This window comes from Streptosporangium sp. NPDC049376 (assembly GCF_044466505.1).
Taxonomy (GTDB): Bacteria; Actinomycetota; Actinomycetes; order Streptosporangiales; family Streptosporangiaceae; genus Streptosporangium.
Genome location: NZ_JBITMT010000027.1, coordinates 1 through 18719, shown reverse-complemented (window position 1 = coordinate 18719; position 18719 = coordinate 1). Strand labels below are relative to the sequence as shown.

At 74.1% G+C, this 18719-nt stretch carries 13 protein-coding genes and 1 pseudogene; 5 read left to right on the top strand and 9 right to left on the bottom strand.

Going from position 1 to position 18719, the window contains the following annotated elements; genetic code table 11:
• Nucleotides 1–5: 5 nt before the first annotated feature.
• The 7 genes from ACIBVQ_RS36830 to ACIBVQ_RS36800 form a co-directional block, all read right to left on the bottom strand.
• A complete protein-coding gene (locus tag ACIBVQ_RS36830; RefSeq protein ID WP_399183301.1) occupies nucleotides 6–1874 on the bottom strand; it encodes a hypothetical protein in 1869 nt (622 codons plus the stop codon).
• Complete coding sequence (locus ACIBVQ_RS36825; RefSeq protein WP_399183299.1) at nucleotides 1871–5659, bottom strand: DUF5682 family protein; 3789 nt, start codon at nucleotides 5657–5659, stop codon at nucleotides 1871–1873. The genes ACIBVQ_RS36830 and ACIBVQ_RS36825 overlap by 4 nt, the downstream gene beginning before the upstream one ends.
• Nucleotides 5656–6873: an AAA family ATPase gene (locus ACIBVQ_RS36820; protein ID WP_399183297.1), complete on the bottom strand. Its 1218-nt coding sequence runs from the start codon at nucleotides 6871–6873 to the stop codon at nucleotides 5656–5658. Before ACIBVQ_RS36820 ends, ACIBVQ_RS36825 begins: the two co-directional genes overlap by 4 nt.
• A gap of 163 nt (nucleotides 6874–7036) precedes the next feature.
• Nucleotides 7037–11989, bottom strand: a complete 4953-nt coding sequence (locus tag ACIBVQ_RS36815; protein ID WP_399183295.1) for a DNA-binding protein — start codon at nucleotides 11987–11989, stop codon at nucleotides 7037–7039.
• Nucleotides 11986–12852 carry a DUF4132 domain-containing protein gene (locus ACIBVQ_RS36810; RefSeq protein WP_362918360.1) on the bottom strand — a complete coding sequence of 289 codons (867 nt, stop codon included), beginning with the start codon at nucleotides 12850–12852 and terminating at the stop codon, nucleotides 11986–11988. The genes ACIBVQ_RS36815 and ACIBVQ_RS36810 overlap by 4 nt, the downstream gene beginning before the upstream one ends.
• Nucleotides 12853–13054: 202 nt before the next feature.
• Nucleotides 13055–13249, bottom strand: coding sequence for a hypothetical protein (locus ACIBVQ_RS36805; protein ID WP_362771951.1), 195 nt, complete (start codon nucleotides 13247–13249; stop codon nucleotides 13055–13057).
• Between the two features lie 487 nt (nucleotides 13250–13736).
• A complete protein-coding gene (locus tag ACIBVQ_RS36800) occupies nucleotides 13737–14399 on the bottom strand; it encodes a GNAT family N-acetyltransferase (RefSeq protein ID WP_399183293.1) in 663 nt (220 codons plus the stop codon).
• 177 nt (nucleotides 14400–14576) lie between these two features.
• Between ACIBVQ_RS36800 and ACIBVQ_RS36795 the strand changes: the two genes are divergently transcribed.
• Both ACIBVQ_RS36795 and ACIBVQ_RS36790 read left to right on the top strand, forming a co-directional pair.
• Nucleotides 14577–15239: a GPP34 family phosphoprotein gene (locus tag ACIBVQ_RS36795; RefSeq protein WP_399183290.1), complete on the top strand. Its 663-nt coding sequence runs from the start codon at nucleotides 14577–14579 to the stop codon at nucleotides 15237–15239.
• 280 nt (nucleotides 15240–15519) lie between these two features.
• On the top strand, nucleotides 15520–15801 hold the full coding sequence (locus tag ACIBVQ_RS36790; RefSeq protein ID WP_399183288.1) for a hypothetical protein: 282 nt from the start codon (nucleotides 15520–15522) through the stop codon (nucleotides 15799–15801).
• 249 nt (nucleotides 15802–16050) lie between these two features.
• On the opposite strand, the gene ACIBVQ_RS36785 is transcribed toward ACIBVQ_RS36790, so the two are convergent.
• Nucleotides 16051–16449: an SRPBCC family protein gene (locus tag ACIBVQ_RS36785; protein ID WP_352015776.1), complete on the bottom strand. Its 399-nt coding sequence runs from the start codon at nucleotides 16447–16449 to the stop codon at nucleotides 16051–16053.
• Between the two features lie 151 nt (nucleotides 16450–16600).
• Between ACIBVQ_RS36785 and ACIBVQ_RS36780 the strand changes: the two genes are divergently transcribed.
• Nucleotides 16601–17584 carry a siderophore-interacting protein gene (locus ACIBVQ_RS36780; protein ID WP_399183286.1) on the top strand — a complete coding sequence of 328 codons (984 nt, stop codon included), beginning with the start codon at nucleotides 16601–16603 and terminating at the stop codon, nucleotides 17582–17584.
• Between the two features lie 13 nt (nucleotides 17585–17597).
• Here the strand turns inward: ACIBVQ_RS36780 and ACIBVQ_RS36775 are convergent, their stop codons facing one another.
• Nucleotides 17598–17897 (bottom strand): HGxxPAAW family protein, encoded by a 300-nt coding sequence (locus ACIBVQ_RS36775; protein WP_399183284.1) that lies wholly within the window; start codon nucleotides 17895–17897, stop codon nucleotides 17598–17600.
• 70 nt (nucleotides 17898–17967) lie between these two features.
• Between ACIBVQ_RS36775 and ACIBVQ_RS36770 the strand changes: the two genes are divergently transcribed.
• Together ACIBVQ_RS36770 and ACIBVQ_RS36765 are read left to right on the top strand one after the other, a co-directional pair.
• Nucleotides 17968–18450, top strand: coding sequence for a MarR family transcriptional regulator (locus tag ACIBVQ_RS36770; RefSeq protein WP_352015779.1), 483 nt, complete (start codon nucleotides 17968–17970; stop codon nucleotides 18448–18450).
• A 179-nt stretch (nucleotides 18451–18629) separates the two neighbouring features.
• Nucleotides 18630–18719, top strand: a pseudogene (locus ACIBVQ_RS36765) (DNA-binding response regulator); the annotation flags it as partial.

Genomic DNA, 18719 nt, shown 5'->3' with positions numbered 1-18719 from the left:
CCTTCTCAGCCGGGACGCTCCGGCTGCCAGGAGGCCCTGACCAGCGCCCGTTCGGTGGCGGCGAGGTGGAGCGCGGCGGCCAGCCACGCCCAGGCGTACCGGTCGCCCCCGGTGTCCGCCAGGCGGCCGAACACGTCGCGGGCACGGCGGTCGGCCTCGGCGCCGAGCGCGCCGACCAGCTCCGCCGCGGTGCCGAAGCCGGCCCGGCGGAGCGAGGCCCGCTGGGCGAGGCAGTCGCCGCCCCTGGCGGACTCGGCGAGCGCCCGTCTGCCGCCGGTCACGGCCAGCTCGACCAGGCGGCGCACCCGCCACAGCGGTGAGCCGGTCACCGGGTCGGGGCCCGGCGCCTCGTCCCCGGCCGGCCCGTCCTGCGCGCAGGCCTCGCGAGGGGGCAGGTGGGAACCGCTCAGCCGGTCGTAGCCGAGATCGGCGTGGCCGTGCCACTCGGCGGGCAGGCGAAGTGTCGGACCCTCCCCCGGGACCGGCCCGGCCGCCAGCGGGCGCATGGTCGCCGCCCTGTCGGGGTCGAGCCGTCCGAGCACCCTGACCCGCAGCCCCGGCCGGGAGGCCAGCTGCCGCAGGTTGGCGACGTGGGCGAGGCCGGGGTCGGAGCTCGCGGCCATCAGGCGGATCAGCGGCCCGTCCTGCGCCGCTCCCCCGGGGGACAGCTCGCGGGCGAGCAGCAGTTCCCCGACGGCTCCGACGACCATCAGGTCGCAGCCGACCGGCCGGTTCGTCTCGTCCGTCTCCCGTGGTTCACGCCAGGCCTCCTCGGCGAGCCTCAGGTCCGCCGCCTGGGCCAGGGGCCGGGAGAACAGCACCGCCAGCGGCCCCTGCGACCAGGACGGCCTCGTGACGGAGGTGGCCCTGACGCCCTTGCCCGAACCGAGACGCCCTTCGGGGGAGACCGTCGCGCCGGAGATCAGCAGGCCTCCCCTGGCCAGTTGCGCGTGGTTCAGGGCCGCGGAGCCGAGCGCGACGGCCGCCGTGCCCGCCCCCTTCGCGCGGGCCGGTCCTCCCGGCCTGACGTCGGCGACGGAGAACCAGCGGCCGTCCTCGGTGACGAGGTGCGTGACCACCCCGCCGTAGCCGGTCGCGCTGATCACCGGTTCCCGGCAGACCCCGTAGACGCGCAGTCCCTCACCCTGACGGTAGGCACGGCGGGCGGTTCCGACCAGAGCCGGGTCGGGGTCGGAGGCCGCGAGCCTGCCGGAGGTCAGCAGCAGGTCGCCGAGCGCGGAGACCAGGTCGGACAGGCGGTGGCCGTCCTGGCGTTCGCGGGCGGCGCGCACGCCGCGGACGACGCGCAGCGCCGCGGCCTCCGCCCTGGGCAGTCCGGCGAGCCTGGCGGTGTGCGCGGCCCTGAGCAGCTCGGCCTGGAGCAGCGCCCCCGTTCCCGGCACCCCGGCCGCCAGCACGGCCGTGCCCGCGGCCCACAGCTCGGCCGCCGCCGCGACCTGTCCCTGAACGGGTCTCCTGGCCTGCGGTGTCTCAGCCGGGGCTGCCTCGGCCTGGGGTGTCTCCGCGAGGACGGGCTCGGCCGCCGCCGCGACCGGGTCGCCGTCGGAGCCTCCCTCCGCGACCGGGCAGGCGCTGAGGACGGCCGCCAGGTGCAGACAGCGCGGCGCCAGCAGGCAGCTGCACAGCGCCGCCGCCGGGTCGGTGACGACGCCCGTCCCGGCCGGGCTGAGGGTGACCACCGCGTCCGCCCCCCAGCTGACCGAGACGCGGCCCTGCTCCTGGGTCATGGGCAGGCCCGCGCAACGTCCGACCGCCTCCTCCAGTCTCCTGCGCAGCCGGGGGGTGAGGTTCTCGACCGCGGTCGCGGCCACGTGCGGCTCGACCTGCGGCAGCCGTACGGCGGGCGGGGTCAACGGTTCTCTCCTCTGAGGCGGTCGCCGACCCAGCGGGCGAGGGCGAGCGGGCTGAGCGCGGCGACGGGCATGCCCGCGGCGACCAGTTGCTGGGCGACGGGCACCGAGTAACGGGGTGCCCCCGTGTCGTCAAGCGCGGCGCACCCCAGCAGGTGCACTCCCGACGAGACGAGGGAGCGGACCTCTCCGAGCAGGCCCCCGATCGGGTAGCCCTCCTCGAAGTCGCTGACCACGACGACGAGCGTCCGGCTGGGCACGGTGACCAGGGACCGCGCGTGGGCGAGCCCGGCGGCGATGTGGGTGCCCCCGCCGACCTGGACCTCCAGCAGCAGGGACAGCGGGTCGGCCACCTGGCCGGTCAGGTCGATCACCTGTGTGGAGAAGGCGAGGAAGTGGGTCGAGAGCGTCGGCACGCCCCCGAGGACGGCGGCGGTCAGCGCGGACCAGACGACCGAGGCCTCCATCGAACCGGACACGTCGACCACGAAGATCAACCGCCAGTCGGCCTCCTTGCGGACCGAGGTGTCGAAGATCGGCCGTTCGGGGACGACGACGAACCCGCCGTCGGAGTTCCTGCGGGTGTGCGCCAGGTTGGCCCTCAGGGTGGCGGGCAGGTTGAGCCTGCCGTTGCGGCGGCGGCTCTGCCGGGGCGTCGACAGGCCGGTCAGCGCGGGGCGCAGGCGGGTGGCGAGCTCGCGCGACAGTTCGGCGACCAGGCGCCGCACCAGCGGCCTCAGCTTGGCCAGCTGCTGCTCCGGCAGGCCGCCCGCCAGGGACAGGACCGAGGTCAGCAGCTCCACCGAGGGGCGCACCGCGTCCGGGTCGAGCACGGACAACACGTCGGTCCTGCCCTCGTCCGCGGCCCTGGCCAGCACCTCCTCACGGACCTCGGGCCCGAACAGGGCGTCCAGCTCGGCGGCCCACTCGCGGGCCCCGGGGAAGGAGGCCCCCTGGCCACCGGCCTGTCCGCCCTGCCCGGCCGTCAGGTCGTCCGCCCCCTCTCCCCGGCCTCCGCCGTACAGCTCGTCGAGCGCGTGGGCGTAGCGGCGGGCGTCCTCGGGGAGCCGTCCGGTCTCCCTGCCGAGCAGCAGACGCCACCTGTCGGCCGGGGTGAGCCTCCGGGCCGCCCGTGACGGCGTGCCGGGGTCGCGGGTGGTCGGCGGCCCCTCGTCTCCGGTGTCCGTTTCCTCGGGGCCCGGAGACGGCAGGGGGACTCCGAGGGCGCCGAGGGCGGCCAGCCCGGCGGCGTCCGCCGCCGTCCACAGCGCGAGCAGCGCCGGTGGCGCGCCCAGTGCCAGGTCGATGCGGTCGCCGAGCCGGTCGGTCACCGCCAGCAGCAGCCGGTCACGGGCGGCCGGGGTGAGCGTGTCGAACCCTCCGCGCAGGGCGGGCAGCCGGTCGAGGAACTCACGGTCGGCGAGGCCGTCGACGCGGTCGAGCAGCGGTTCGAACACCGGCGTCGCCGACTGCAGCAGCGGCCCGGCCGCGGTGAGCAGTCCGGTGACCAGGCGGGACAGGCGGTGACGCCCCTCGGGACCGGTCGCGGTGTCGATCCACCCCGCGGCGCGGGTGCCGAGGGTGTGCGGTTCGTCCAGGTCGAGCAGGACCCTGGCGGCGAGCGCCGCCCCCTGCATGAGCGGGGACCCCTCCTTCGCCAGGGTGGCGAGCACGTCGTCCATGCGCATGCTGAGGCGGTGCTCGCCCGCCCTGGTCACGAGCGCGACCAGGGCGGCGGCGTCCTCGTGCCGGTCGCTGCCGGCCAGGCCGGGCAGCGCGCGGACTGCGGCGTCCAGCAGGGTCGCGGCCAGTTCGGCCGCCTGCTGTCTGCTGTGCGGGGTGGTGCCCGGCAGGTGCCGTCTCCGCAGCGCCTCCAGCAGGTCGAGCGCCCGCAGCAGGTCGGGGAGTCCGGCGGTCGCGGGGAGCACGGCCGCGGCGTCCTCAAGCCGGTCCGTGACGAGGCCGGGCAGGTCGCAGACGGCCGCGGCGCGCAGTCCCGTCAGGATCAGCTCGCAGGTCGGACCGCCCTCCGCCGACTCCCGGCGGAAGTTCTCACGCAGGGTGCCCGCCGCCGCAAGCTCCGCGGTGACACCGCGGATGCCCGCCAGGTCGAGCAGTGCCGCGACGGAGGGGGTCCATGAGAGCCGCCAGCGGGTGGTGAGCGCGGAGGCGTCCCCCGTCCCGGTGACCTCGATCTGCTTGCCGTACCCGACCCCGCACACCAGGAGGCGTTGCAGCAGGACCTCGCGGCGGCCGTCCAGGTCGGAGCGGAGCGGGTCGAGCCGGACCTCCCTGGCGTCGGGGTTGTCCGGGCAGGGCAGTTTCAGCGCCGCCAGTTCGGCCTCGACGGCGGGGCCGAGCCCGGAGCGGGGCGTGCCCGGGGCGGTCCTGCCGCGTTCGGCGCCGACGAGGACGGCCTCCAGGGCGCGGGCGAGCGCCCTGCCCCGGCCCAGGGGTTCGCCCTGGCCGAGCACCATGGTCACCGCCTCGACGATCTCTCCCCGGCCCGGCGCGGGCAGCCCGCGCAGGCGCGCCAGGTCGCAGGCGACCCGCAGCGTCTCCACGGCCTCTCCGGTGCCCGCGGTGTGCCCGGCCTCGCGCAGTCTCCTGCACACGCCGGTGATCGCGCGGGCCGCGGCGTCCCTGACCCTGTCCGGGTCTCCGCCGGCCGCGAAGACCTCCTGCTGCCAGCGCGGGTCCCGGATGCCCGCCGGGTAGCCGGAGCGGGAGTCGAGCAGGTCGAAGGCGTACGGCACCAGCGACGTCGCGGCCGGGACGGCCTCCGGGGCGGGGACCCGTGCGGCGGCGCGGGCGTGCTCTTCCGCCCGTGCGGTGGCCTGCCCCTGTGCGGAGGCCACGGCGCCGGGTTCCTCATCCGCGAGGAGCAGCGCGGGGGCGTGGAAGGCGCCGACGACCGCGGCGACCCGCGCCCCACGGGCCAGGGCCCCGGCGATCACCTCGCGCATGTGCGCCTCACGGGCCAGGTCGGCCTGGGGCACGCCTCCGGCGGACTCGGCGTCCTGACGCAGTGCCCAGCCGACGCCGAGCGCGGCCCGGCGCACCTCCTCGGGGGAGCAGCCGGGGGCGAGCACCTCGACAGCGCGGTCCCACATGTCGTCGCCCTGCCTGCCGGTGCAGGAGGCGGCGAGCCCGTCAGCGAACGCGTTCCCCATCGGGAGGGCCGTGTCCCGGGCGTCCCCGTGGTCCGTGGGGGTTCCGGGGGGCTCGGAGGTCTCGGGCTCCTCGAAACCCGGCCTGGCGGCGACGCCGGCCCGGCCCGCCTGGTCGCGGGAGGACGGGACGCGCGCCCCGTCCCGCGTCCCTTCCCGCGCCGCGGCCGGGGCGGACAGCGGAAGGTCGCAGCAGAGCACCTCGGCCCCGTGCTGCCTGGCCCAGCGGACGGCGGCCAGCTCCGGGGAGAAGTCGGCGAAGGGGTAGAACCCGAGTCTGCCGTCCTGCCCGGTCCCGGCCAGGGCCACCGGCGCGACGGTCGCCGGATCGGCCAGGTGGACCAGCCACGGCTGGAAGTCGGCGGGCAGCTCGACGCAGACCACCTCGGCCCCGGACTCCGCGAGCAGCGCCGGCACGGCCGCCGCCAACGCGGGACTGTGGTGGCGGACCCCCAGGAGGTACGGCCGGGCGCAGGCGGCCAGCGTTTCGACGGCCCGCCGGGGGCCGTCGGCCGCCCTTCCAAAGCCTCCCGCCGCCCGGGAAGCGCTCTCCGGCTCCCGGAAGGCGTCCGTCGTGTCCTCGGGGGCCCCGTTCCCCCGGCCTTCTCCGGTGGTCAACGCAGGTTCTCCCGCAGGTCCCACAGGCGGCGCCACATCGCGGAGCCCTCCTCGGCACGGCGCCGTACCGGGCCGTCCCAGTAGCCGAGCAGCCTCGAATGGTCGGCGGGGTCGTCCTTGCGGACCACGCCGAGCAGGTGACCGGGCACCAGGTCGAGGACGTCCCCCGAGGGCAGGTAGGCGGCCGCGACCCCCAGGGAGGCCGCGACCTGCACCGCCTCGGCGGTCGACATCACCGTTCCCGGCCGCTCGACGTCCCAGCCCTCGGCGGAACGACCGGAACGCAGGTCGCGGAAGACCGTGACCAGGGCGTCCAGCACCGCGTCGTCCACCCGGAAGGCGGCGCCCGCCCGCCCGACCACGGCCGTGGCCTGGCCGCGCACCAGGGCGGCCTCGGCCTCGGGGTCGGCGATGGGGTTGACGGTCTCGAAGTTGAACCGGCGTTTGAGCGCCGCCGACATCTCGGAGACACCCCGGTCACGCAGGTTCGCCGTGGCGATCACGGTGAAGCCGGGGGCCGCCGCGACCTGGGCGTCCGGGGTGCCCGCCAGTTCGGGCACGCTGACACGGCGGTCGGACAGGATCGACACCAGGGCGTCCTGCACCTCGGGCAGGCAGCGGGTGATCTCCTCGACCCTGGCGACGCGCCCGGAGCGCATGGCGGTCAGCACCGGGGAGGCGACCAGCGCCTGGGAGCTCGGCCCCTGGGCGAGCAGCAGGGCGTAGTTCCAGCCGTAGCGGAAGGCGTCCTCCGTCGTGCCCGCCGTACCCTGCACGGTGAGGGCGCTCGTGCCGCAGACGGCGGCGGCGAGCAGTTCGGAGAGCATCGACTTGGCGGTGCCCGGTTCGCCGACGAGCAGCAGCCCGCGCTCGCCCGCGAGGGTGACCACGCAGCGCTCGACCAGGGCGCGCTCACCGACGAACTTGGCTTCGACCACGAGCCGGGACGGCGGCGCCTGGCCGTCGCCCGGGGTGGTGACGCCGGCGCCGGAGCGGCGCCCCTTCGGCAGTTCCAGGGCTTCGCCGCCGCTGCCGCAGATGAACGTGACCACCGCCCGCGGGGTCAGCGCCCAGCCCGGCGGGCGGGGGCCGTCGTCGTACGCCGCGAGGAAGGCGAGCTCGGTGGCGTGGCGTTCCTCGGCCGGTTGTGCCTGCCTGGCCGGGGGAGCCCCGTCCGAGGTCGCGGCGGGCGCCGCCTGTCGCGTCGTGGTCATGGAGGGAGGTCCTTCGGGTCTCGCGCCCCTCGGGAGGGACGTGTCGTGTGGATGGTGCGGTGGCGGGGGCGGCTTCGGCATCCGTCCCGGGGTCGTTCCGCGCCCCCGCCGTCGATCGCGGCCGGGACTCAGGCGAGAGGCCCGGGCCGTGACGTCATGGGGTTCAGCGGCGTCTGCCGCGCCGGATGCGGAGCTCCTCGAAACGGGGGACGTCCCCGTCGCGGACGCGCCTCCACGCCCTGGCGTGGAGGGCGGCCGCAGGCTCGATGGGCACGACCACCCCGAGCTGCGCGCTCTCTCCGCTGATCAGGTCGTACAGCGGGGCCTTCCACTGCTCGAACGGCAGGCGCGGCGTCCTGAGGTCGGTCCAGGCGCCCGGCAGGAACAGTGAACGCCCCGCCCTGACCCGGCTGGCCTCGACCACCAGCTCCGTCGCGGCCAGCTCGGCGCGGGCCGCCTTCAGCCGGGCGGGCTTCCAGCCGGTCCACCGGGCGACGTTCCTGTCGGTGGGGTCCGGCATCGCCAGCAGGATCAGGTAGAACGTGGCCGCGTCCGCGCCGATGCCGTACGCGGCGACGACCTCGGAGACCAGCTCGGGCGCCGAACGGGAGGGGTCCTGCGGCCACCAGGTGCCGTCGGCCGCCCGCTCCCCCGCGGCCGGGTCGCCCGGGTCGGCCAGGAGCGCCTCGAAACGTGTGTCCCTGGCGGCGCGCAGCGCCAGCTCGACCGGGAACGGCGCCCCGGCCTCCCCGGCGAGGGCCCGCAGGGCGGGCAGGTAGGGGTCCTCCCCCGAGGCGTCGAGCAGGGCCATCCTGATGCCCGGAGCGGGCTGGTTGTCGTGGGTGGCCATGATCACGGCGCCGTAGCGCTCCCACCCGTCCGCGACCTCGCTGGGGGTCCCCGCGACCTTCCTGAAGCCGGGCAGGTTGACGTAGCGGCCCAGGCTGAGCATCAGGTCGGGGTTGGCCAGCCGTTCCCTGACCGTGGCCAGCGCGGCGGGCAGCACGGCCCGCACCGGGTCTCCCGCGGGCAGCCGGTGGGCGAGCCAGGCCATCACGGCGACCACGCTGACGAGCGTGGACTCGGTGAAGCCCACGGTCCCCTCCTCGATCGGGGAGACCCGGTCGCGGTACACCCGCCAGCGCAGGTCTCCGCTCAGCTCGGGCGCGGAGGCGGGGTCGAGCAGCGCGGGAAGCGCGCGGCTCGGCTCCCAGGGGGTCCGCACCGCGCGGGAGGCCTCGGAGACGATCCACTCGGGGACGGCCACCCGCCTGCCGACCCTTTCGTTCCACACCCGCGCCGCCGCCGCGACGTCCGGGCCGTCCGTCCACAGCGTCGCGAGGTCGGCGGGCAGCAGCGCCGCGACGACCTGCCTGCGGACGGTGGCGTCCAGCTCGCGCAGCTCGTCCCTGGCGACGACGGCGTCGGCGGCCTTCAGCCCGAGCCCGGTCCTCACCGCCGACGGCAGGAAGCCCCGGTCGTGGCTGTCGACGTACGGCAGGCCGGCGACGACCAGTCTGGCCGTCGTCAGGGTGACACCGGTGAGACGGGCGAACTCCTCCGCGGCCTCCGGCCGCCAGGGGGCGGGGCCGTGTTCGGCCCACAGGGCGAGCAGCCCGTCGATCCAGCCGTCCTCGCGGTCCTCACCGACCGGTGCCGAGAGGCGCGCGGTGTAGGGCGGCGGGACGTCGAAGCGGCCGGACGGGTCGTGGAAGAGCGCGGTGAAGTCGCAGCCGCCGTTGTCGAGGGAGTTGTTCTGGAAGGCGATGAAGGCCCCGTCCGGCAGGGGCAGCACTCCGCACCAGGTGCCCTCGCGCCGGTTGCCGCCCTCGTCGACGAGCCACTTGTCGTCGAGGTGCAGTGACATGCGGCGCCAGACGGCGGGTTCGGCGGCGGAGCCGAGGCCGAGCGCGCCGATCTCACGGAGCAGGTCGTGCGTCGCCTCGGTGTGCCCGGGTTCGAAGGCGGCGGAGACGGCGCGGTAGGCGACGGCGGCGCAGCGGTCGAGCAGGGGCTCCCATCTAAGGGAGGTCTCCGGCAGCCGCGGCCCGTCGAAGTGGAGGGCGACGCCCTGGACCGCGGCCGGGCCCTCCTCGGGGACCGTGTCGGCCGAGGCGGAACGCAGGACCCCGCCGATCGTCCTCAGCTGATGGAAGGAGTCGTGGGAGGCGTTGCCGTACCACCAGGGGCCGGAGACTCCCAGGCCGTTGAGGGCGCGGGCGAGCACCTGGTCGGGGGGGCCGGACGGTGCCCGGTCCTCGTGGCCGCCCGCCAGGGCGCGGTCGAGCCTGGTCGCCACGGCGTCCAGGGTGATCTGCTGGGTGGCGGCGAACCGGGCGACCCCGGCGATTCCCGCGATCAGCGCCTCGTCCCTGACCTGGGGCAGCAGTGCGCGGACCTGCGCGTGCAGTTCCTCCCGCACGGCCTGGGCCGGCTGTCCCTGCCGTTCGCACTCGGCGCAGACGGCGGCCTTCAGCAGGGCGACCGCGGTCTCGGTGTCGATCCGGCGCAGCGCGAGGGAGCCCTCGGGGTCGCGGGGGCGCAGGCAGCGCCAGTAGCGCGGCGGCGGCAGCATCGCGGTGCCCTCGGCGAACATGCCGGGCTCCCGGCCCACGGTCACGGCCGCGACGACGACCCCTTCGGGATCGACGAGCTTGATCCTGGGGTAGCTCTCGACGAGGGCGCGCGGCCGGTCGTCCCCGGGGAAGGTCACGGCGCCCGAGAGGGTCTCCCGGTCGCCGGGCAGGGTGACGACGCGTCCCGCGAGGTCCTCTCCGCGCAGTCCTCCGCCGGGCAGACGGACCACCCGCCAGCCGAGCAGCCCGCCGACCGGGACGGCGACCGGGGTCGCCTCGGCCGAGGGGAGGGGCAGCAGCCAGCCGCCGTCGAACACGCTGCCGGGCGGGGCCGAGCGCACGGCGTCGGCGAGGAAGCCGGGAAGCCCGGGCCTGCCGTACGTCCCGCTGACCGGGTCGTACTCACGCCAGCCGTCGCCCTGCTGGTCGGGCACCCAGAAGGAGGCGCCGTCGCTGATCAGGTTGCTCCTGGCGGGCACGACGGTGTCTCCCTGGTGGATGACGCCCGCGCCCGTCGTCCGGCCGCCACCGGGCAACGGCAGGGTCACCAGGTCGTTGCGCAGCGCCCATATCCCGGCCCGTCCCTGGAGGGTGCGCAGTGACCCGGCTGAGGAGTGCCAGTATCCGCGTAGCTGGTCGCCCGCGCCGTAGGCGTTCCAGTAGACCAGCAGTTCGCCGTCCACGTAGTGGAAGCCGGGGTCGCCGTAGACGTCGGCGGGCGGCCTGCGCAGGTCGTGGACGAGCACGGTGCCCTCGGTGCCGATGACCCTGGCCTGGGAGGGGCCGGAGACGACCAGGTGGGGCCAGGCGTCGGCGACCTCGATCTCGTCGAGGTCCTTCGGGCTGACGAGCGCGGCGATCGCCTCCTCCCAGGCGGGCCAGCCGAGTTCGTCGACGAGACCGCCGCGCAGGGTCCTGGCCAGTTCGGCGGCGAGGTCCGCCCGCGCGACCGCGGCGACCTCCTCCGCGGCCAGGACGAGGCCTTCGGCGGGCAGCCAGGTGAGCCTTCTGAGGGCGTCGGGCAGCTGCGGCAGGCCCATGGTGAACGAGCGGCCCGCGACCTCCCGCATCCAGCGGGCCAGCATCGGCCTGCCGCCCGGGGAGGCCGCGAGCACACGCACGGCCCGCCTGCCGTCCTCGTCGTCGCGGAACCGGTCGGCGGCCTGGTCGAAGGCCGCGGTGAAGCGAGGGTCCGCGGCCAGGGCGAGCAGGTCGCGCTGTCCTTCGCCCCGCGCCCACGGTTCGAGCAGCAGGGCGGCGTCGTCTCCGGGGGCGGCGACCGGCACCCGCTGGGCCAGCAGCAGGTCGAGCAGGTCGACGTCGAGTTTGATCGTCAGGCTCTCGCCCGTCTCGGCCAGCTCGGCGCGCAGCCGTCCCGCGATCTGTTCCACCAGGTCGTACAGGCCCATCAGGCGCGGCTCCGCCTGCCAGCCCGGGCTCCAGAGCCGCTGGAAGCGCCTGAGCCAGCCCGCGGCGCCGTCGCTGGGCCGTTCCTGCGGGGTCACCTCCCCCTCGCCGAGGCCGGCGTCGGCCCCCGACTCCTTGAGGATCTCAAGCCAGAGGGCGGGCAGCTGCCGCTCGTCACCGCGGGGCATGAGGTTGAGCAGCGCCCCGCGCACGGAGGCGTCCCGAGCACCGAGGGCGACCAGGGCGGAGCGGTGCGCCTTCCACCAGCCGAGCGGAGCCCCGGCGGTCGCGGGCAGGCCGAGCAGTTCGGCGAGGTAGTCCTGCTCCTCGGCCTCGGCGTCCCTGCCCGCCGCCTTGGCCAGGCGCCGCAGGTCGCCCGCCATCTGGGTCGACGGTGCCAAACCGCCCGCCGTACGGCGCACGCACAGGCCGCGGAACCTGCGCAGCGCCTCCTGGGCGGGCACCCTGGCTGCCAGCTCCCTGGCGTATCCGGACAGCGCCTTGACCGGCAGCGCCCCGGCGAGCGCGAACTCCAGGAAGACCGCGTCGAGGCGTTCCTCGTCGACCGGCAGGCCGTGCTCGGCCTCGGCTCTGCGCGCCTGGCCGAACATCTGCGCCGCGTAGGTGACGCTCTCCGCGGCGAGGAAGGCCCGGCCCGCCTCCTCGAAGAAGGTGGGCAGGAAGTGCGGGACCGATCCGGCGAGCTGTGCGGCCAGACGCAGGTAGGCGTCGAGGGCGGCCTTCGGCTTCGTCCTTGCCTGTCTGGCGGTTCGTTCGAGCTCGGGCACGACGGCGAGCGCGTGGTGGCCGTCGCGGGGGTGGTGCACCAGCACCCACTCGGGGAAGCCGAGTGAGCGCCGCAGGCCGACCCCGACCACGACCGGCTCACCCGCGGCCTCAAGCCCGAGGAAGCCCGCAGCGGCGTCCTCCGCGACCCCCAGGTCCTCGGTGACCAGGCGGACGACCACCCGGCCGTCGAGCCCCGGGTGCCGGTAGGGGCGCGCGGTGAGCGCGACCGCCCGTTCGTCGCCGCCGTCGGCCCCCGGGAGGAGGACGGCTCCGGCGTCGAGCAGCCCGTGTGCCCCGTCTCCCGTCGCCGTCGCGGCGCCCTCAGTCGGCATGTCCCCGTTCACGCGTCTCTTCCTTCCTCGACCGTCCGCCCCGCGTAGAGGGCCGCCGCCATCCGCATCCCCTCCGACCAGGCGACCGGGCCGACCTCGCGCTCCGACAGTCTCCTGCCGTCGTGGCCCTGCCAGGTCAGGCCGCCCGTCTCCGTCTCGCCGTCCCAGTAGGGTTCGCCGATCCACACCGACGCCTCGGTGACGCCCCCGGCGTCGCGCGCCGCGCAGGTGACGTAGCCGCCGGAGACCCGGTAGCCCAGCGAGGCCGCCCTGGCCGCGAGGCCGAACCGGGAGTCGAAGCCGCCGCCGGAGAACTCCGTCACCTCGGCGACCCGGTCGGCGGGCTCGGCGGGCCTGGACCAGGTCGCCCGGTGGATCTGCTCGACGCGCTGGACGATGCCCAGCTCCGCGGCGAACTCCCTCAGCTCGTCGAGGTCGGGCAGCAGGACGGGATGCGGCAGGGTGACCGTCAGCGGCGACAGCCGTACGGTCTCGCCGTCGAGGTTGACCACCCGCAGCTCGCCCGTGGCGGTGACGTCGCGCAGGAAGCCCGCCTCCTCCGGGTCGTCGCCGACCACCACGAGGTCGCGCAGCACCGACTGCCAGGCCTCGTCGGGCCAGACCGCGGCCACCAGGCCGGTGGGGACGGGAAGGGAGGAGACCATCCAGGTGTCGGCCTGTGCCAGGCAGGCGGCGGCGTGCCGGTCGAGCCACTCGGTGAGACGGCGCAGCCGTTCCGCCTCGGGGTGCTCGCGCACCTGCTTCGGCAGCGACTTCAGCTGCCTTCCCGCAGCCTTTCCGGAGGTGGACCTCGCCACCACCCGGCCCTCCACGAGGGCGACCTCGTACCCGTCGCCCGCCGACAGCCAGCCCAACGCTCCCCACCTCTCGACACGACACGAATCCGCCCTCAGGGATCGGTACCTGTGACGGTGATGCGCGGAACGCTAATGCCCCGCACCGACAATCCCGTACTCGACGGCCTGCCACGTCGGCCGTACGCCCCGGTTTCCGGTGTGGAACGCGCCGGGGCCCGTGCCCGCGCGTGCGCCGCGCGGGGTCCTTGTCCGTCCCCTGTCAGGAGTGCCGGGCGTCCGGCCTCCGGCCCCCGGGCACGAAGGGCCGGGGGCGGTCGCGGTTCAGGGGGTCACCGCTGCCGAAGCCGCCCGTCACCGGCGTGCGGGAGGCGGCGTCCGGCCGGACGGCCCGGTTTCCCGCGCCGTCGTCCCCCGAGATGCCGAACATCGAAACCAACCGGATCGTCCTGGTCACCGGACTCCCCCATGCGCCCCGTCTCCCTGTTTCCGTCCACCACAAACCGGCTCAACACCTAAAATAACCATTTATCGAGACTTAGTAAATAAAAGACATTTCTGTCATACATAGTTTGTTTCACGCGCTTACCCGAAGCGACACGGAGCCCTACCTCTCGGGCTCCGTCACGGCCGGTATCCGGCCGGCCCCGGGCGACCACGGCCACCACCGCCAGGCGAAACACATTCACATACGGTCGCCACCGGCCGAAAGCGCGCCCAATTACCTTTGACCGGAAATCGTCGGCGCCCGATGAACACCGCCCTGACTTTCCGATATGGCGGACGGTGAGGAGCCGGTCAAAACCCGTGACCGTCACCGATGGCGGGGTGGCGAAACCGCTCTGTGAAACTCCGCCCTTGAGCGACAGCCGAACGGCCGACGGCGACGGCGAGCCGGTTCGGGCGGAGCCACCGCTCGCGCCGGCGAAGCTTGGGCGAAGGCGTCACCGGCCTGGCAGCGGACGAAGGTCCAGGATCATGTCGAACGACCGCGCGCCGTCCCTCCCGGTGAAGGAGCCGACCAGCCGGAAGCCGTGCTTCTCGTAGTAACGAATGGCACGTGGGTTGTCGGCGAGAACGCCGCCGAACAGGATGATTCTCTTCCTGCCGAAACGCTGTGCGACATCCACGACGAGGGGGAAGATCCGCGTCCCCACCCCCCTCCCCTGGTAGTCGTCGGCCAGGCTGAGGCCGAAGCGACAGTCCGTCGCCTCCAGGTGGATGCCGGCCTCCCTATAGCGGGCGATGTCCGCCGGATGGAGATCGAGACTGAATTCGACGAGGCCGACGATCCTGCCGGACGACACGTCCTCAAGCACCAGCCTGAGCTTGTCGTAACGCGCGATCGCGTCACACAGCTTCCGGGCAGCCCCGAGGTCGTACCCGTCGAAGGGACTCAGTCGCCTCGATTCGGCGGACAGCTCCTCAAGGAGGCCTGCAAGACGCTCCGCGTCGGCGTGCACGAGGGGCCGGAAGACGACCTCCGAACCGTCGTTCAGGTTCAGGCGACGCGTCAGGACAAGCGGGTCTTCGGCGACCGCCGCCAATGTGAGCACCTCAGCAACCCCTTCCCGCCCAATCCCCGGTGGCGTGAACCTACTGATCACCGACCTCCGGTGACAACGCGCGGTGTTCGATGTCACAGGACGCCGTGTGCGGAACACGGCAGGCATCCGGCCAGGAGGGCCCTGGTACTCGGCGCGTTCGCACCTCCGCCCTCACCGTCGCGCGCCCCGCCCGCGCACTGAGCCTCGCGGCGATCTTCCACGGCACATAATGAGCCCATGTGGCACTTGTCCCTGCCCGGGGAGTTCCTGCTCCTCGCGCACCAGGAGTCCGGCAGGGTGCGTGACTCCGAGCAGGTGGCCTACGGCTGCGCCGCCGCTGAGCTCGGCGAACTCGCGCTGCGCCGCAGGCTGCGGGTACGCGTCCGCAAGTCCGAACTGTTCGGTTTCGAGGTCTACCGCCTCAGCGGCACGATCGAGCTGCTGGACACCGGCCGCACCGGTCTCGGCTGGGCCGACGACCTGCTGGACGCGCTGCAGTCCGGCTCGGGGATGCACAAGTGGCTGCGCCATCGCCGCCGCGCGGCTCTCACCCTGCACCGCGACGCGCTGATCGAGCTGGGCCTGCTACGCCACCGGCCCGGCAGGTTCCTGGCCGGAGAACGTCACCATCCTGATCCGTCGGCCCGCGGCTCGCTCATCGCCCGATTACGCGCCGTCTACGACCAGCGGGCCCCGCTTGATGAGCGTCTGCTGTTCCTGAGCGACCTCGTGGACGGCGCGGGGTTCGCCGGGGAACTCGGCCTCAGACTGAGCTGGCAGCAACGCAAGGACCGCGCCCGCGGCGTCGGGGCCGTGCTGGCCTTCCCCGAGGACCTGCGTGACACCAGCACCGTGCTGGGCGGCGCCATACCGAGCCCGCGCAGCGGAGGCGGCGGTTGAGGCGGTGACGGCGGCGGCGAGGCCGGGCGGCCGCCGTAAAGAAAGCCTCTCTCCAGACCGGAAGGCGACAGTGCGCCCTACGCATAGACCGGTGCGCCCGCAGCCAATGACGCATCAGCGCGGAACATGAGTGAATTGCCCCGGACGTTCAACGTGCCAGACGGGGAAAGCGCGGGCCGTGGAATTACCCCCTTGCGATTCTCCGCGCCGGCGAGAAAAGGGGGTTCTCATGTTTCGGCCTAATCGCAAGATCGGAATCGCCTTGTCCACGGCGGCGCTGGTGACCGGCGTCGCCGCTGTTCAGGCGAACGCGACCGCCGCCCGGGAGCGGATCACTCCGGCGTCCGCAGCCGTCGCCGGAGGTACGGCACCGGCCTGCGTCGGCCGGGAGGTGCACGAGAACATCAAAGTGGCCCGGGTCGCAAACGGCTGTGGCGGAACGATGAGGGTGAGGATCGCCATCGACAATGGCCCCGACGACTCCTGCCACTCCCTGAAAAACGGTCAGGCTCTTACCTTCCGCTGGAACCTGGGCTCCTATGACCGCACCGTGACCTGCTAGCCATGGCCTCCCCGCGCGGGCCTGCCGCGCATCCTGCCGCCGTGCTGGACGCCGGGCCGCCGGGCGATGACCGGCCTGGCGTGGGCCCGGAACCCTCATTCACCTGTTCCGCAAGGCGACCTACGCGACTCGCCGGTTTCCATTCGGCCGTTTCGCACCTCGCCAAAGGATGGAAGGGCCGCGACGCCGGGACGGGTCCCGGCGTCACCCTGGCGTCACCCTGGCGTCACAGCCTCCGGCGACCCGTTCTCAGGCCGGCTGCCGTACCTGCTCGGCGAGCCTGGCCAGGCTCTCGTCGAGCGCGCGCTCGACGTACTCGCCGGGCGGCGGGTGCTCCTCCTCGAAGAACGACAGGTGTACGGTCACCTCGCTCTCCTGGGGGGAGATGCCGGCCACCTGCAGCCAGCCCGCGTAGCTGTCGTCGTCGCGGGTGCCCCACTCCATCCGGAGCTGGTCACGCTCCGCCTGGAACAGGCCTCGGGCGTCGCGCCCCGTCTCGTCCTCGTGCACCGTGACGGCGGGCAGGTCGTCCGGCCGTACGTGCAGGTCCCTGGGCAGCCAGCGATCGATACTGTCCAGGTCGCTCGCCCGGTCGAAGACCTGTTCCGCGGAGGCGGAGATCCTGCGGGAGCGCTCATGCTCACTCATCGTGTTCACCTTCCTCTCTGCCGACACCTGATCCGTGTCCCGAATGTCGGGTTCTAACCGCCCAACCGCACCCGAAAAGAGAGTAGGTTAGCCTTACCTTTGCTCGCCCCGGGACCGTCTCCGGCGGCACACGCAGAGGAAGGCACAGCCGATGATCGACCCGTTCCGCTTCTTCCACGTACAGGTGAGCGGGCTGCGACGGCTCAGCCCCTCCTTCCTGCGGGTCACCTTCACCGGCGACGACCTCGACCTGTTCGCGGACAACGGGTTCGACCAGCGCATCAAACTCGTCCTCCCCCACGAAGGGCCTCGCGAGAAGGCCCGTGGAGAGCACCGCTTCGCCCATCTGCCGACCGGCTCCGACTGGTACGCCCGCTGGCGCGCCCTGCCCGCCGGGCTGCGCAACCCCTTCCGCACCTACACCGTCAGAGCCGTACGGCACGGCCTCCGCGAGGTCGACCTCGACATCGTCATGCACGAGGCCGCGCACGCAGCCGCGCGCGAGACCACGCATGGAACCGGGAGGCTCACCCCGACCTGCGCCCCCGGCCCCGTCGCCCGCTGGGCCCGTGCCGTACGGCCCGGTGACGAGGCCGTGCTGCTCGGGCCGGACGCCCGGCACGGGGGCGAGCCGACGGGGATCGAGTTCCGCCTGCCCGAGGGGGACGGGCCGATACTGCTGGCCGGTGACGAGACCGCCGTTCCCGCCGTCGCCTCGATCCTCGAACGCCTGCCCCGCGACCGGCGCGGCGAGGTCCTGCTCGAGGTGCCGTGCGCGGCGGACGTCCTCGACCTCGACGCGCCGGAGGGGGTGGCCGTCACGTGGCTGCCGCGCGACGGCGCCGGGCACGGCGACCTGCTGGTGCCCGCCGTACGGGCCGCCGCCGACCGGCTGCTGCCCGCCCCTGGCCGACCGGCCGCCCCACAGGGTCTTCCCGAGGTCGACGTGGACAGCGAGATCCTGTGGGAGGTGCCGCCGGAGGGGCGGGAGGCCGGTTCGGTGTACGCGTGGCTGGCCGGTGAGGCGGCTGTGATCAGGACGCTCCGCCGCCACCTGGTCGCCGAGCGCGGCCTCGACCGGCGCTCGGTCGCCTTCATGGGCTACTGGCGGGCGGGCCGCGCCGAGTCCGCCTGAGCGCCGGTCTCGATCAGGCCCTCCCCGCCAACCGGCACGCGAGACAGTCGCGATGGCCGGTCATGGGGTCCTTCACCCGCCAGTCCCGCCGCCCGGCGGGCCGGGGGCCGCTCGGCTTGCCCCAGCCCGCCAGGTGCAACGCCCAGGTGACCAGGCCGGCACAGAGGATCACTCCGGCGCCGAGCCAGAGGCCGGGCGCCCATGCGGCGCACATGGCCAGGCCCACCGCGGAGAAGCCGGCCAGGCCGATGACACATCCGGTCCATCCCGCGACGGTGTGTCCTAGATCGACGTCACCGTGCACACCGCTCATTGCCTCTCCTCGGCGAACGTAGAATACTTATCTCACGTAATAATTATCTTAGATGCTAAGGAGAATGCCTGTGGAGGGCAAGCCGCGGCCCGAGGCGACGGCGGAGCGGGCCCTGGCCGGGATGGACGGCCTCATCGCGCTCAGCCTCGTCGGCCAGCAGCACATCGCCCAGCGTCTCGGGCTGAACACGACGGACCTGACCTGCCTGGGCCACATCATGGGGGCCGGGCGACAGCCGATCAGCGCGGGCGAGCTGGCCGAGCGGGCCGGCCTCACCACCGGTGCCGTCACCGGCGTGCTGAACCGCCTCGAACAGGCCGGATACGCCCGCAGGCAGGCCGATCCCGCCGACCGGCGCCGGGTGCTGGTCGTCGCCGACACCTCGGCCGCCGCCCGTGTCGCCGCCGTCTACGAGCCCTTCTACCGGCGGCTCTCCGACCTGTTCGCCGACTACACGCCCGACGAGATCGGCGTACTGGCCGACTGGTTCACCCGCGCTACGGCCCTCATGCGGACCTCCCTTGAGGAGATCGGACGGGAGCCGTCCCCCTGAGCCCGTGACCCCGGGAGGCCCCGGCATGCCCTTCGCACCGGCGGCCCCGTGTCACGGCCGTCGTCGAGGACCACCGACCAGGGGAACCTCTCGCCCGGCCTGAGCCGCGAGGGCCTTGAGGAGGTCATCGGGGACCAAGGTCCCTACCCCGCACGGCCACAAGCGACTAGCTTCGGAGCATGATTCGCGTGTTTCTCGTGGACGATCACGAGGTGGTACGGCGGGGCGTCGCGGCCCTGCTGGAGTCCGAGGACGACATCGAGGTCGTC